The 13858-nt window shown below is 66.7% G+C and carries 13 protein-coding genes; 10 read left to right on the top strand and 3 right to left on the bottom strand.

The genetic code is table 11. The annotated features are described in order from the left end of the window. Nucleotides 1-23: 23 nt before the first annotated feature. Nucleotides 24-1391 (bottom strand): helix-turn-helix domain-containing protein, encoded by a 1368-nt coding sequence (locus tag RI032_RS07815; RefSeq protein WP_010487019.1) that lies wholly within the window; start codon nt 1389-1391, stop codon nt 24-26. A 114-nt stretch (nt 1392-1505) separates the two neighbouring features. Here RI032_RS07815 and RI032_RS07810 point away from each other — a divergent pair, with 114 nt between their 5' ends. From RI032_RS07810 to mmsB, 5 genes are read left to right on the top strand one after another with little or no spacing between them, the layout of a single operon-like run. Then, nucleotides 1506-3011 (top strand): CoA-acylating methylmalonate-semialdehyde dehydrogenase, encoded by a 1506-nt coding sequence (locus RI032_RS07810; RefSeq protein WP_010487017.1) that lies wholly within the window; start codon nt 1506-1508, stop codon nt 3009-3011. Nucleotides 3012-3025: 14 nt separating this feature from the next. Continuing rightward, complete coding sequence (locus RI032_RS07805) at nt 3026-4192, top strand: acyl-CoA dehydrogenase family protein (RefSeq protein WP_029380118.1); 1167 nt, start codon at nt 3026-3028, stop codon at nt 4190-4192. After that, complete coding sequence (locus tag RI032_RS07800) at nt 4189-4986, top strand: enoyl-CoA hydratase (protein WP_010487013.1); 798 nt, start codon at nt 4189-4191, stop codon at nt 4984-4986. Before RI032_RS07805 ends, RI032_RS07800 begins: the two co-directional genes overlap by 4 nt. Continuing rightward, nucleotides 4983-6158 (top strand): enoyl-CoA hydratase/isomerase family protein, encoded by a 1176-nt coding sequence (locus RI032_RS07795; RefSeq protein ID WP_322548093.1) that lies wholly within the window; start codon nt 4983-4985, stop codon nt 6156-6158. The genes RI032_RS07800 and RI032_RS07795 overlap by 4 nt, the downstream gene beginning before the upstream one ends. Continuing rightward, nucleotides 6155-7045: a 3-hydroxyisobutyrate dehydrogenase gene (gene mmsB, locus RI032_RS07790; protein WP_049464149.1), complete on the top strand. Its 891-nt coding sequence runs from the start codon at nt 6155-6157 to the stop codon at nt 7043-7045. The genes RI032_RS07795 and mmsB overlap by 4 nt, the downstream gene beginning before the upstream one ends. Nucleotides 7046-7276: 231 nt before the next feature. Here the strand turns inward: mmsB and RI032_RS07785 are convergent, their stop codons facing one another. Both RI032_RS07785 and RI032_RS07780 read right to left on the bottom strand, forming a co-directional pair. Continuing rightward, entirely contained in the window at nt 7277-7702 is a 426-nt protein-coding gene (locus tag RI032_RS07785; RefSeq protein WP_004153735.1) for an organic hydroperoxide resistance protein, read from the bottom strand. Between the two features lie 111 nt (nt 7703-7813). Beyond that, on the bottom strand, nt 7814-8794 hold the full coding sequence (locus RI032_RS07780; RefSeq protein ID WP_019337793.1) for a cation diffusion facilitator family transporter: 981 nt from the start codon (nt 8792-8794) through the stop codon (nt 7814-7816). 209 nt (nt 8795-9003) lie between these two features. Here RI032_RS07780 and RI032_RS07775 point away from each other — a divergent pair, with 209 nt between their 5' ends. From RI032_RS07775 to RI032_RS07755, 5 genes are all read left to right on the top strand, one after another. Further along, complete coding sequence (locus tag RI032_RS07775) at nt 9004-10467, top strand: SulP family inorganic anion transporter (protein WP_322548092.1); 1464 nt, start codon at nt 9004-9006, stop codon at nt 10465-10467. A gap of 144 nt (nt 10468-10611) precedes the next feature. Further along, nucleotides 10612-11262: a DUF6338 family protein gene (locus tag RI032_RS07770; protein WP_322548091.1), complete on the top strand. Its 651-nt coding sequence runs from the start codon at nt 10612-10614 to the stop codon at nt 11260-11262. Between the two features lie 206 nt (nt 11263-11468). Then, nucleotides 11469-12500, top strand: a complete 1032-nt coding sequence (dusA, locus tag RI032_RS07765; RefSeq protein WP_322548090.1) for a tRNA dihydrouridine(20/20a) synthase DusA — start codon at nt 11469-11471, stop codon at nt 12498-12500. Between the two features lie 212 nt (nt 12501-12712). Continuing rightward, a complete protein-coding gene (locus RI032_RS07760) occupies nt 12713-13087 on the top strand; it encodes a hypothetical protein (protein WP_010487000.1) in 375 nt (124 codons plus the stop codon). 73 nt (nt 13088-13160) lie between these two features. Next, nucleotides 13161-13844 (top strand): response regulator transcription factor, encoded by a 684-nt coding sequence (locus RI032_RS07755; protein ID WP_004136763.1) that lies wholly within the window; start codon nt 13161-13163, stop codon nt 13842-13844. Nucleotides 13845-13858: the final 14 nt, after the last annotated feature.

Here is a 13858-nt window from a genome sequence, read left to right as displayed (position 1 = left end):
GGCGCAGCCCTGCCGAACCAACCCTACCGCCCCGGCAATTGCGCGAACGCGCGCTGCATGCAGTCCTCGCGCGGGCACACCCGGCAGCCCGGGCCAATCGACACCGAATTGCCCGGGCTCTGCACATCCAGCCCCAGCGAATACACCAGCCGCTCGGCATGCTGCAGGTCGCAGCCCAGCGCCACCGCGAAGGTCTTGCGCGGCTGGCCATGCCCCACCGGCCCGCTGCTGACCTGCCGCGCCAGCCAGAAATGCCGCCGCCCATCAGGCATGCGCGCCGTCTGCGTAAGGATGCGCCCGGGCTGGTTGAACGCCTCGTAGACGATCCACAGCGGGCACGACCCACCCACCTGCGAGAAGTGGAAGTCGGTGGCTGAATGGCGCTTGGACACATTGCCCGCACGGTCCACGCGGATGAAGAAGAACGGCAGCCCCGGCGCACTGCGCCGTGCCAGTGTGCTCAGCCGATGGCACACCGCCTCGAAGCCGACGCCGAACTGATGCGCCAGCAGTTCGATGTCGTAGCTGCTGGCCTCGGCCGCACGCAGGAAGCGCATGTACGGCATCACCAGCGCGCCGGCGAAATAGTTCGACAGGCCGATGCGCGCCTGCGCGATGCGTGCCTCATCGGTGAAGCCGGCACGCGCCACCACCGCATCGATCTGCGGCAGGTAGCCGTGCAGGGCCAGTTCGGCGGCCATCTGGAATGCCTGCTGGCCCGGTTCCAGGTAATCGGGCAGCCACAGCCGCCGTGCACCGGCATCGAACTGGCGCTTCTCGCGCCCGGCCTGCAGCGCCGCCACTTCCACCAGCACGCCATGGCGGTCGGCCAGCAGCTGGCGCAGGCGTGGTGCCACATGCCCGGGCGACAGCCCCCACTCGGCGAACAGGCGCTCGGCCAGTTCGTCCAGCTCGGGGATGTGGTTGTGCATGCGGTTGAAGAACTCGCGCACCTGGTCACCGGCGGGCAGGGTGCTGCCGGCACCCGGCTCGCCCAGCTGGAATTCCAGGGCGGCGGCATGTTCGCGCAGCGCCAGGTGGCGCCGATGCAGGTCCAGCAGGGCGCGGCTGACCTGCGGCAGGTTGCCGGCCAAGGCGCGCAGCTCGGTCGCGCTCACCTCCGCCAGGCCCAGGTCGCGCAGGGTCTCGCCCAGTGCCTCCTGCAGTGCGGCGGGCTCATCTTCGTCGAACAGCGAGGAAACGTCGCCCAACACCTCACCCAGCTTCTTCTGCACCGCCGGCGTCAACGGGCGCTTGTTACGCTCGATCTGGTTCAGGTAGCTGGCCGACAGCCCCAGCGCACGTGCCAGGTCGGCCTGACTGTAACCACGCTGCTCGCGCAGCCGCAGCAGGCGCAGGCCCAGTTGTCGCTGGGTGGCTGAATAATTCACAGAATTAACATGAATCGTCTGGCGTGTTGGCCAGATTAAGCGGATTCAGCCCGGAAATCGAGGTGGGTGCTGTGAATAATGCCAAGCATCTTTCAAGCCCGTGGGATTGTCGTCATGACTGTTGCAGCGCCCCGTATCCGCATGCTGATCGATGGCCAGTTCATCGAATCGGCCACCTCCCACTGGCAGGACGTGATCAATCCGGCCACCCAGGACGTGCTGGCCAAGGTGCCGTTCGCCACCACCGGCGAAGTGGACGCCGCCGTCGCCGCCGCCAAGGAAGCCTTCAAGACCTGGCGCAAGACCCCGATCGGCACCCGCGCGCGCATCTTCCTGAAGTACCAGCAGCTGATCCGCGAGCACATGAGCGAGCTGGCCCACATCCTCACCGCCGAACAGGGCAAGACCCTGCCGGACGCCGAAGGCGATGTGTTCCGCGGCCTGGAAGTGGTCGAGCACGCCGCCGCCATCGGCAACCTGCAGCTGGGCGAGCTGGCCAACAACGTGGCCAATGGCGTGGATACCTACACGATCATGCAGCCGCTGGGCGTGTGCGCCGGCATCACCCCGTTCAACTTCCCGGCGATGATCCCGCTGTGGATGTTCCCGATGGCCATCGCCACCGGCAACACCTTCATTCTCAAGCCGTCCGAGCAGGACCCGATGGTCACCATGCGCCTGGTCGAACTGGCGCTGGAAGCCGGCATTCCGAAGGGTGTGCTGAACGTCGTCCACGGTGGCGAGGAAGTGGTCAACGCGATCTGCGACCACCCGGACATCAAGGCGGTTTCGTTCGTGGGTTCCACCCGCGTCGGCACCCACGTCTACAACCGCGCCTCGCTGGCCGGCAAGCGCGTGCAGTGCATGATGGGCGCCAAGAACCACGCTGTGGTGCTGCCGGACGCCAACAAGGAACAGACCCTCAATGCGATGGTCGGTGCTGCCTTCGGCGCCGCTGGCCAGCGCTGCATGGCCGCCTCCACCCTGGTGCTGGTCGGTGAAGCACGCAACTGGGTGCAGGATCTGGTGACCAAGGCCAAGACCCTGAAGGTCAGCGGCGGCACCGTGGCCGGCACCGATGTCGGCCCGGTCATTTCCTGCAGCGCCCGCGAGCGCGTGGAAGGCCTGATCGCCTCGGGCGTGGAGCAGGGCGCCAAGCTGGTGCTCGATGGCCGCAAGCCGCAGGTCGATGGCTTCGAGAAGGGCAACTTCGTCGGCCCGACCATCTTTGCCGGTGTCACCCCCGACATGCGCATCTACCAGGAAGAAATCTTCGGGCCGGTGCTGGTCATCCTCGAAGCGGAAACGCTGGAAGACGCCATCGCGATGGTCAACAGCAACCCCAACGGCAACGGCACCGCACTGTTCACCCAGTCCGGCGCCGCCGCGCGCAAGTTCCAGGAAGACATCGACGTCGGCCAGGTCGGCATCAACGTGCCGATCCCGGTGCCGGTGCCGTTGTTCTCGTTCACCGGTTCGCGCGCGTCCAAGCTGGGCGACCTGGGCCCGTACGGCAAGCAGGTGGTGCTGTTCTACACCCAGACCAAGACGGTCACCGCGCGCTGGTTCGATGACGAAACGCTGAGCCACGGCGTCAACACCACGATCAGCCTGAAGTAACGGCAGGAGCAGCCATGAGCCACTCGATGACGACGGAACTGGAAGAAGCGCAGCAGGCGTACCGCGAGGCTGCGCGCGACTTCGCACAGGCCGAACTGGCGCCACACGCCGCGCGATGGGATGCGGAGGGCATCTTTCCGCGCGAGGCGATCGCCAAGGCCGGTGAACTGGGCTTCTGCGGTCTGTACATGGACCCGGAAGTGGGCGGCAGCGGCCTGAGCCGACTGGACGCCGCCGTCGTCATCGAGGAGCTCGCCAACGTCGATCCGTCGACCGCGGCCTACATCAGCATCCACAACATGGCCTCGTGGATGGTGTCCACGTGGGGCCAGCCGGCACTCCGCGATGCGTGGGGCACCGACCTGTCTTCGGGCAACAAGCTGGCCTCGTACTGCCTGACCGAGCCGGGCGCCGGTTCCGATGCGGCCTCGCTGAAGACCACCGCCGTGCGCGATGGCGACTTCTACGTGCTGAACGGCGCCAAGGCCTTCATCTCCGGCGCCGGTGCCACCGAACTGCTGGTGGTGATGGCGCGTACCGGCGGTGCCGGTGCAGGTGGCGTCAGCGCCATTGCCGTGCCGTCGGACCTGCCGGGCATCAGCTTCGGCCGCAAGGAAGAGAAGATGGGCTGGAACAGCCAGCCCACCCGTGGCATCACCTTCGAAAACGTCCGCGTGCCGGTCAGCCATCTTCTGGGAGAGGAAGGCGGTGGCTTCAAGCTGGCGATGAAGGGGCTGGATGGTGGCCGCATCAACATCGCCGCCTGCTCGCTGGGTGCTGCGCAGGGCGCATTGGATGCCGCGCGCCGCTACATGGGCGAGCGCCGCCAGTTCGGCAAGGCGCTGGCCGAGTTCCAGGCACTGCAGTTCAAGCTGGCCGACATGGTCACGCAGCTGGTGGCCGCGCGGCAGATGGTGCACACCGCCGCGCGCAAGCTCGATGCCGGTGCCAGCGATGCCAATGTCTGGTGCGCGATGGCCAAGCGTTTTGCCACCGATGCGGGTTTCAACGTCTGCAATGAAGCACTGCAGATCCACGGTGGCTACGGCTACATCCGCGAATACCCGATCGAGCGCCTGCTGCGTGACTGCCGCGTGCACCAGATCCTGGAAGGCACCAACGAGATCATGCGGGTGATCGTTGCCCGTCACCTGCTCAACACCGAAGAGGAACTGCGATGAAGGATTGGCGTACCCAGGAGCACGTGGGCCTGAAGGTCGAGGCCGACGGCCACACCGCCGTGGTCACCCTGAACAACCCGCCGGCGCACACCTGGACCGTGCACAGCCTGTCCGCGCTGCGCGACCTGGTGGGCGCGCTCAACGCAGACCGCGACATCTACGCACTGGTGATCACCGGTGACGGCGAGAAGTTCTTCTCCGCCGGTGCCGACCTCAACCAGTTCGCTTCAGGCGACAAGGCCGCCGCACGCGAGGCCGCGCGCCGCTTCGGCGAAGCCTTCGAAGCGCTGTCCGGGTTCCGTGGCGTGTCGATCGCCGCGATCAACGGCTACGCCATGGGCGGTGGCCTGGAATGTGCGCTGGCCTGCGACCTGCGCATCATCGAAGACCACGCCCAGGTCGCGCTGCCGGAGGCCACCGTCGGCCTGCTGCCGTGCGCCGGCGGCACCCAGAACCTGCCGCGCCTGGTGGGCGAGGGCTGGGCCAAGCGCATGATCCTGCTGGGTGAGCGCATCACTGCCGAGACCGCACTGCGCATCGGCCTTGCCGAAGAAAAGGTTGGCAAGGGCGAAGCCAAGGCACTGGCGCTGGAATGGGCGAAGAAGGCCGGCAAGCAGAGCCCGACCAGCATCGCCGCCTGCAAGACCCTGGTGCAGTCCACCCGCACCGGCACCCACGCCTCGGCGCTGGTGGCCGAGCGCGAAGCCTTCGTCGATCTGTTCGATACCGCCGACCAGGTCGAGGGCGTGACTGCCTTCCTGGAAAAGCGCACCGCGCAGTGGAAGAACGCATGAGCACCGACACCGCTGCCGACGACGCACCGGTGCTGTTCGAAGAGCGCGTGGCCGGCAACGGCACGCGCATCGGCATCGCCACGCTCAACGCGCCGCGCACGCTCAATGGTTTCTCGCTGCCGATGGCGCACCTGCTGCTGAAGCAGCTGAATGCCTGGGCCGATGACGATGGCATCGCCATGGTGGTGCTGCAGGGTGCCGGTGAGAAGGCGTTCTGCGCCGGCGGCGACCTGCACAGCCTGTACAAGGCCATGGTCGCCTTCCGCGAAGAAGGCCGCAGCGATATCCGCGAGAACGACTACGCCGCTGAATTCTTTGACGTCGAGTACCGCGTCGATTACCTCATTCACACCTACGCCAAGCCGATCCTGTGCTGGGGTCATGGCATCGTGATGGGCGGCGGCATCGGCCTGATGTCCGGCGCCAGCCACCGCGTGGTCAGCGAGCGCTCCAAGTTGGCCTTCCCGGAAATCACTGTTGGCCTGTTCCCCGATGTCGGTGGCAGCTGGCTGCTGCCGCGGGTACCGGGCAAGGGCGGCCTGTTCCTGGCCCTGACCGGCGCGTTGCTCAACCCGGGCGATGCCATCTACGCCGGCTTGGCCGACGTGCACGTGGCCGAAGAGCGCCGCAGTGCAGTGTTCGATGCGCTGCTGCAGGTGGCCTGGTCCAGTGATGCCGCACACAACCAAGAACGCCTGACCCATCTGCTGCAGTCGCATGCCAGCGATGCCGCCACCGGTCCACTGCTGGCCCACGCGGCGCAGGTCGATGCGTTGTGCGAAGGCGATGACCTTGAAGCCATCGTTGCGCGCATTGCCGGCCTGCAGACCGACGACGCCTGGTTGCAGGCGGCTCAGAAGACCCTTGCGGCCGGCGCACCGGGTTCGGCACGGTTGGCGTACGAACTGCAGCGCCGCAGTGCCGGCCAGGATCTGGCCAGTGTCTATCGTCTGGAGTACATCACCGCGCTGCATTGCGCCGCCCACGGCGATTTCGCCGAAGGCATCCGCGCGCTGCTGATCGACAAGGACCGCAACCCGCAGTGGAACCCGGCCACCCTGGCCGAGGCCAGCGGCGCGTGGGCCGACACCTTCTTCGCTTCCCCCTGGGCCGATGCCGCGCATCCGCTGGCCGACCTGGGCACTCCCCTTGTTGAAAGGAGCCTTGCATGAGCCGCATTGCATTCATCGGGTTGGGCAACATGGGTGGCCCGATGGCCGCCAATCTGGTCAAGAACGGCCATACCGTGCGCGTGTTCGATCTGGTCCCGGCCGCGGTGCAGGCCGCCGTCGATGCCGGCGCCAGCGCGGCGGCATCGGCGCGCGAAACCCTGGCCGATGCCGAGGTGGTGATCTCGATGCTGCCGGCCAGCCGCCACGTCGAAGGCGTGTACCTGGGCGACGACGGCATCCTCGCCGCGATTCCGGCCGGTGCACTGGTCATCGACTGCAGCACCATTGCCCCGGCCAGCGCGCGCAAGGTTTCTGAAGCCGCGGCGGCACGTGGCCTGCAGATGATCGACGCGCCGGTGTCCGGCGGTACCGCCGGTGCCCAGGCCGGCACCCTGACCTTCATCGTCGGTGGCGAAGAGGACGCGCTGGAACGCGCGCGCCCGGTGCTGCAGGCGATGGGCAAGAACATCTTCCACGTGGGCGCCAGTGGTGCCGGCCAGGTGGCCAAGCTGTGCAACAACATGGCGCTGGGCGTGATCATGGCCGTCACCGGTGAAGCCATCGCCCTGGGCGTGGCGCACGGGCTGGACCCGAAGGTGCTGTCGCAGATGATGGCAGTCAGCACCGGCCGCAGCTGGGCCACCGAAGTGTGCAACCCGTGGCCGGGCGTGCTGGAGAATGCGCCGGCCTCGCGCGGTTACAGCGGCGGCTTCGGCAGTGACCTGATGCTGAAGGACATGGGCCTGGCGGTGGAAGCGGCGATGAGTGTCGGCGCCTCGATCCCGCTGGGCGAAGTGGCCCGCAACCTGTACTCGATGAACCACCAGGCCGGCCGCGGCAAGCTGGATTTCTCCAGCGTCGTGCAGCTCATCACCAGCGACCGGTAACCGGTCGCTGGTCCGCGCATTCCACCTTATCCCCGCGCCGTTGGCGCACCCCCTTGAACAACAAGGGGGCTCTCCTCCAGAAGGATGGATGCGCGCCGTAGCGAATGCGTCCCCGGCCGCGCGCCGGGGCCCACCCGAGGTGGGATGGGCGGATGCCCGGTTTCGACCGGCATCCGCCCATTTTTTTGCCTTTCATGTTGGTAGTGCCGGCCGCTGGCCGGCAGCACCGCATCAGGCAACGATCAGCGTCACGTCGATGTTGCCGCGGGTGGCGTTGGAATACGGGCACACGATGTGCGCCTTCTGCACCAGCTCTTCCACCTGCTCGCGCGGTACGCCCGGCACGTTGATGGTCAGCTCGGCTTCGATGCCGAAGCCGGTCGGGATCTGGCCGATGCCGACCTTGCCGGTCACGGTGGTGTCGGCCGGCAGCGCGACCTTGGCCTGGCCGGCCACGAACTTCAGTGCGCCCAGGAAGCAGGCCGAGTAGCCAGCCGCGAACAGCTGTTCCGGGTTGGTGCCCGGACCGCCGGCGCCGCCCAGCTCGCGCGGGGTCGACAGCTGGATGTCCAGCACGTTGTCGGAGGAGACGGAACGGCCTTCACGGCCGCCGGTGGAGGTGGCCTGGGCGGTGTACAGAACCTTTTCGATGGACATCGTGATGCTCCTGGTCGGTGGGTGGGTGTTGCGTTGGAGCCTACTTTGCCCGGTTTTCGCGTACGTTGGGTTGCAATGCGTACGAAAAACTTGATCGATCGTCCTGTGGGCCTAGATCGTCCACTCGCGGTCGGTGGTGAACATGATCGTCAACCAGCGGTCCGGCGAAGCCTCGCCGAGCGCATCGCCGATCTCATCACGCAACTGGTCCCATTCCACCAGCGGCCGCGGCGGGTCGTCCTCGCGCACCACGAAGAACAGCTCGATCTGCTCGCCTCGCCCCACCTGGGCCACGTAGCTGCGGTGCTCGACGAAGCCGTGCTTGGCGACGATGTCGCGCGCCACCGCATCCACGTGCGCCTGCAGCTCCGGCGGGGTGACCAGCAGGATGCCGGCCAGCGCGCGGCGCACGGTACCGAGCGGGGCGATCATCACCAGCACGCAGACGAAGGCGAGGATGGCGGGGTCGATGTATGGGCCGACCCAGGCCAGCGAGGTGCCCTGCACCAGCACACCGCCGAGGAAGGCCAGCAGATAGCAGGCCGACATGCTGGCTGCGATCACCCAGTTCTTCGCGTCCAGCGCAATGAACTCCGAGCCGATGCGGCGGTTGGCGCGCAGGATGAACCAGGCCAACGCGCCTTCGCCCACGATCGACAGCCCGGCGAAGGCAATGGCCGGGCCCAGCGCAATGTGGCGGCCCCCGGACATCAGTGCATCCACCGCATTGACCAGGGCATACAGTGCCGCACCGATCATCAGCGTGCCGCTGACCCCCAGCACGATCGGCTCCAGGTGCCAGAAGCCCATGGTGAAGCGCTGGTTGAGCCGCGATTGCAGCGCGTCGGTCTGGGTGGACAGCGCGATCAGCCGTGCCACCAGCAGCGACAGCCAGGTCATCACCACGTCGATCAGGCCGTAGATGCCGTCGAAGATGATCAATGACGAATTGGCCAGCAGGCCGAACACCACCGCCGCCGCGGCCAGCAGCAGCGAAGCGGCGATCGACAGGCGCAGCACGCCTTGTTCGGTGGCGGGGTCGAAGAACTGCGGGCGATCAGTAGCCATGCCCCGATTGTAGAGCGGCGCCATGCCCCGCGGCCTTTCGCGGCCGTTCGCGCTACCTTCGTGCGGCCGCTTCCCGTAGACTGCGCCCCTCCCAACGCACCGACGCCCGCCTGCAGTGATCACGCCACCCTGACCCTTGCCGCCCATCGGCAGCCGGCCCGCCCGGCTCAGGAAACCGTGTCTTTCCACTGCAGCGCCACGTGGCCCCATGCCCGTGCGTGCGGAGTTCTCCCATGCAAACGTCCTATCCCCTGCGCCAGCAATGGCTCGGCAACCTCCGTGGCGACCTGCTGTCCGGCATCGTCGTCGCCCTGGCCCTGATTCCCGAGGCCATCGCTTTCTCGCTCATCGCCGGCGTCGACCCCAAGGTCGGCCTGTATGCCGCGTTCTCCATTGCCGTCATCACCGCCATCGCGGGTGGCCGCCCCGGCATGATTTCCGCCGCTACCGGTGCAATGGCGCTGGTGATGGTCGACCTGGTCAAGGATCACGGCCTGCAGTACCTGTTCGCCGCCAGCATCCTGGCCGGGTTGCTGCAGGTGCTGGCCGGCGTGTTCAAGCTCGGCTCGCTGATGCGCTTCGTCTCGCGTTCGGTCATCACCGGCTTCGTCAACGCGCTGGCGATCCTGATCTTCCTCGCGCAGATGCCGGAACTGATTGGCCGCGGCCCTAGGGTCTACGTGCTGTGCGCGGCGGCGCTGGCGATCATCTACCTGCTGCCGCGTATCACCCGCGCCGTACCCTCGCCGCTGGTCGCGATCGTGGTGCTCACCGCCGTGGTGATCGGCTTCGGCATCGACGTGCGCAGCGTCGGCGACATGGGCCAGCTGCCAGACAGCCTTCCACACTTCCTCATTCCCGATGTGCCGCTCACCTGGGAAACGCTGCGCATCCTGTTGCCGGTGTCGGCCACGCTGGCCGTGGTCGGCCTGCTCGAATCGATGATGACCCTGCAGATTGTCGAGGACATCACCGAGACGCCCAGCGAACGCAACCGCGAATGCGTCGGCCAGGGCGTGGCGAACACGGTCACCGGCTTCCTCGGCGGCATGGCTGGCTGCGCGATGATCGGCCAGTCGATCATCAACGTGACCTCCGGTGGCCGTGGCCGCCTGTCCTGCCTGGTGGCGGGCGTGCTGCTGCTGGCATTGGTGGTGTACGGCGGCGACCTGGTGGGGCAGATCCCGATGGCTGCGCTGGTGGCGGTGATGATCATGGTCAGCATCGGCACCTTCAGCTGGCGCTCGCTGCGCGACCTGCGCACGCATCCGCGCAGCTCGTCTGCGGTGATGCTGCTGACCGTGGTGGTCACCGTGGCCACCCACGATCTGGCCAAGGGCGTGCTCAGTGGCGTGCTGCTGTCGGCGCTGTTCTTTGCGCGCAAGGTGGGCCACATGCTGGATGTGCAGCGCGACGATGCTGGTGACACACAGGTCTACCGCGTGCGTGGGCAGGTGTTCTTTGCCTCGGCGGGGCAGCTGGGTGCGGCGTTCGATTACCAGCACGTGGCGCCGAAGGTGCAGATTGACCTGCGCGATGCCCACCTGTGGGATCTGACTGCCGTGGCCGCGCTGGAACGGGCGCAGGAAAAGCTGGCCGCGCATGGTGCGGAGGTGACGGTGGTGGGGCTCAATGCAGCCAGCCAGACGCTGATCGAGCAGGTGGGTGGCAAAGGCGCTGCTGGCAGCGCGCATTGACGCTATCGGCTCTCGTGGAGCAACTGCAACGCCATGGCCGCTGTTGCGGTTGCTGCATCTGCGGCATGTGAACCCCACGTCGGGTGGAAGTATCGCCGTGATCGTGCTCCGTTGTGATCCTCACGACGGAGTACTTCTTCCGGAATGGATACGCTCTTCAACAACGCCACCACGCTGCTGACCTTTCTGCTGCCGGGCTTCCTGGCAGCCTGGGTGTTCTACGGGCTGACTTCACACCCCAAGCCACCGCAGTTCGAAAGGACCGTGGAAGCGCTGGTATTCACCTTCGTCGTCCAGGCGCTGGTGAAGTTCATCGAACTGATGCTCCTGCTGGCTGGTCGCTGCTTTGTGCTGGGGATCTGGACCGAGACCAGCAGCCTGCTCTGGGGCTTTGTCCTCGCCGGACTGCTGGGGACAGGATTGGCCCTCGCTGCGAACAAGGACTTTTTCCACGGGGTTCTCCGCCGCGCAGGCTTCACCACGCGTACGTCCCACCCGAGCGAGTGGTACTGCGTGCTGGGTACGCGTCCTGCCTTCGTGGTGCTGCAGCTGAAGGATGGCCGTCGATTGACCGGATACCCCAAGGAGTGGCCGATCAGCCCCGCTGCGGGACAGTTCTACATGCAGATGCCCGCCTGGCTCGTGGATGCGGATCCACCAGATGAAGGTGCCGATCCAGCAGCGGATCCCGTGGCCAGCCCCGCCGTGGTCGAGCTTCCGCAGCTCGATGGCATACTGATTCACGCAGTGGATGTGCAGTGGGTCGAGATTCTCCAGGAGACAGACAATGGCTAAGTTGAGGAAGGGTTCCAACCCACCACTGGACCAGCTGGTCGTATCCATGGAGAACGCAAACCCCAAGCTCCCCGAGGGCAGGAAGCGTCCGCCGCCGCCGCCCAGCCCGCCCCGGCCGCCAGCGGGAACCGGGCCCAACCGGCGCTCACCGCGCGGCTGACCGGGCGCATTCAGCCGGGCGGTGTAAACTATTGATCTCACTGGCAATGCCAGTCTCCACGATCAACGCCCCGATGACGTCCGCCACCGCCCGTTACGCCGATTCCCTGCGCCTGTCCGTTGCCCCGATGATGGACTGGACGGACCGCCATTGCCGCGTGTTCCATCGCGTGCTGGCGCCGGGTGCGCGCCTGTACACGGAAATGGTGCACGCCAACGCGGTCATCCACGGCGATCGCGAGCGCCTGCTCGGCTTCGATCGCAGCGAACAGCCGCTGGCGCTGCAGCTGGGTGGCAGTGACCCGGCCCTGCTGGCGCAGGCCGCACGCATCGCTGCCGAGTGGGGCTATGACGAGGTCAACCTCAACTGCGGTTGCCCGTCCGACCGCGTGCAGGCCGGGCGTTTTGGTGCCTGCCTGATGCGGGAGCCGGTGCTGGTGGCCGAGTGTGTGGCGGCCATGGTCGATGCGGTTGATATCCCGGTGACGGTGAAATGCCGCCTGGGCGTGGACGAGGACAACGACTACGACGTGTTCGCCGCCTTCGTCGACCGCCAGGTTGCCGCCGGTGCGGCGATGGTGGTGGTGCATGCGCGCAACGCGTGGCTGAAGGGCCTGTCGCCGAAGGAGAACCGCGAGGTTCCGCCGCTGAAGTACGACTGGGCCTACCGCCTGAAGCTGGAGCGCCCGGCACTGCCGGTGGTGATCAACGGTGGCCTGGCCAGCATCGAGGCGGTACAGGCGCAGGCCGCGCACGTCGATGGCGTGATGCTGGGCCGTGCGGCCTACCACGACCCCTACCTGCTGCATCAGCTGGAGGTGCTGCACACCGGCGCCGCGCTGCAGGCCCGTGGTGACCTGCTGCGCGCGATGCGCTCCTACATCGAGGCGCGGCTGGGCGAAGGCCTGGCGCTGAAGCACATTACCCGCCACCTGCTCGGCCTGTTCCACGGCCAGCCCGGTGGTCGCGCATTCCGCCAGGTGCTGAGCGAGGGCGCACATCGCCCGGGCGCCGGCTGGAACCTGATCGAACAGGCCCTGGCGGTCACCGAACGCGAAGCTGATCGGGCCGCAGCGTGACCGCAGTCACATTCCTGGCTTGACAAGGGACGTCGATTCGTCCCGAATGTTCACTTAGCTGAACAACGCGGACGCAGGGCCGGAAAAGTTCAGACCGGATTCACCGCTGTAAACCAAGAATTTACAAAAGATTTGTAAAACGCTGGGTTTCGAACCCGGCGCCGGATTTACGACTTTTGAACGAATCGCCGTGCTCGGCTAGGATCGCATCGATGTCTTCCGCTCCCTTCCATCGCCGCATTGCCCTGGCCACCTGCGTGGTGCTGTCGGCTGTGCCGCTGTCTTCGGCGCTGGCGCAACAGCCGCCGCGTGGCGAGCAGGCGCGGGCGGAGATGATGGAGCGAGGCGAGCGTGGCAACCGTGGCGACGAGCGGTCGCTGTCCGATGCCGTGCGCCGCGTGCAGCGCACCACCGGCGGCCACATCCTCGGTGCCGAGCGCGTGCCGTTCGATGGTCGTGATATCAACCGGGTGAAGTACATGGACGATCGGGGCCGGGTCCGCTACATGGACGACCCCGCCCCGTCGCGTTCACAGCCGCGCACGCCGCGGTCGGATATGTCATCACTACGCGGCGATAACCCCTGAACAGGGATAGTTGTCGCTATCAACCCGTACCCCACAGGCCTCCGGGCCACACCCAGGACACTAGGGAGAGTTCATGCGTATCCTTCTGGTCGAAGACGAAGCCCCGCTGCGTGAGACCCTGGCAGCCCGGCTCAAGCGCGAAGGCTTTGCCGTCGATGCTGCGCAGGACGGCGAGGAAGGCCTCTACATGGGGCGCGAAGTTCCGTTCGATGTCGGCATCATCGACCTTGGCCTGCCCAAGATGTCGGGCATGGAGCTGATCAAGGCCCTGCGTGACGAAGGCAAGAAGTTCCCGGTGTTGATCCTGACCGCGCGTTCGAGCTGGCAGGACAAGGTCGAGGGCCTGAAGCAGGGCGCCGACGACTACCTGGTCAAGCCGTTCCATGTCGAAGAGCTGCTGGCCCGCGTCAACGCGCTGCTGCGCCGCGCCGCTGGCTGGAGCAAGCCGACGCTGGAATGCGGCCCGGTTGCCCTGGACCTGGCTGCGCAGACCGTCAGCGTGGCCGGCAGCAATGTCGATCTCACCAGCTACGAGTACAAGGTGCTGGAGTACCTGATGATGCACGCCGGTGAACTGGTCTCCAAGGCCGATCTCACCGAGCACATCTACCAGCAGGACTTCGACCGCGACTCGAACGTGCTGGAGGTCTTCATCGGCCGCCTGCGCAAGAAGCTGGACCCGGATGGCGAACTGAAGCCGATCGAGACCGTGCGCGGCCGCGGCTACCGTTTCGCGATTCCGCGCAACGAGGGCTGAGCCGGCTCACCCTG

This window comes from Stenotrophomonas geniculata (assembly GCF_034508895.1).
Lineage (GTDB): Bacteria > Pseudomonadota > Gammaproteobacteria > Xanthomonadales > Xanthomonadaceae > Stenotrophomonas > Stenotrophomonas geniculata.
Note: the sequence above shows the minus strand (reverse complement) of the source record. Positions and strands in the feature narration are given on the sequence as shown.

Coding starts and splice junctions, on each gene's coding strand:
- RI032_RS07810 (WP_010487017.1), top strand. CDS start 1,506: ATGACTGTTGCAGCGCCCCGTATCCGCATGCTGATCGATGGCCAGTTC.
- RI032_RS07805 (WP_029380118.1), top strand. CDS start 3,026: ATGAGCCACTCGATGACGACGGAACTGGAAGAAGCGCAGCAGGCGTAC.
- RI032_RS07800 (WP_010487013.1), top strand. CDS start 4,189: ATGAAGGATTGGCGTACCCAGGAGCACGTGGGCCTGAAGGTCGAGGCC.
- RI032_RS07795 (WP_322548093.1), top strand. CDS start 4,983: ATGAGCACCGACACCGCTGCCGACGACGCACCGGTGCTGTTCGAAGAG.
- mmsB (WP_049464149.1), top strand. CDS start 6,155: ATGAGCCGCATTGCATTCATCGGGTTGGGCAACATGGGTGGCCCGATG.
- RI032_RS07785 (WP_004153735.1), bottom strand. CDS start 7,702: ATGTCCATCGAAAAGGTTCTGTACACCGCCCAGGCCACCTCCACCGGC.
- RI032_RS07780 (WP_019337793.1), bottom strand. CDS start 8,794: ATGGCGCCGCTCTACAATCGGGGCATGGCTACTGATCGCCCGCAGTTC.
- RI032_RS07775 (WP_322548092.1), top strand. CDS start 9,004: ATGCAAACGTCCTATCCCCTGCGCCAGCAATGGCTCGGCAACCTCCGT.
- RI032_RS07770 (WP_322548091.1), top strand. CDS start 10,612: ATGGATACGCTCTTCAACAACGCCACCACGCTGCTGACCTTTCTGCTG.
- dusA (WP_322548090.1), top strand. CDS start 11,469: ATGCCAGTCTCCACGATCAACGCCCCGATGACGTCCGCCACCGCCCGT.
- RI032_RS07760 (WP_010487000.1), top strand. CDS start 12,713: ATGTCTTCCGCTCCCTTCCATCGCCGCATTGCCCTGGCCACCTGCGTG.
- RI032_RS07755 (WP_004136763.1), top strand. CDS start 13,161: ATGCGTATCCTTCTGGTCGAAGACGAAGCCCCGCTGCGTGAGACCCTG.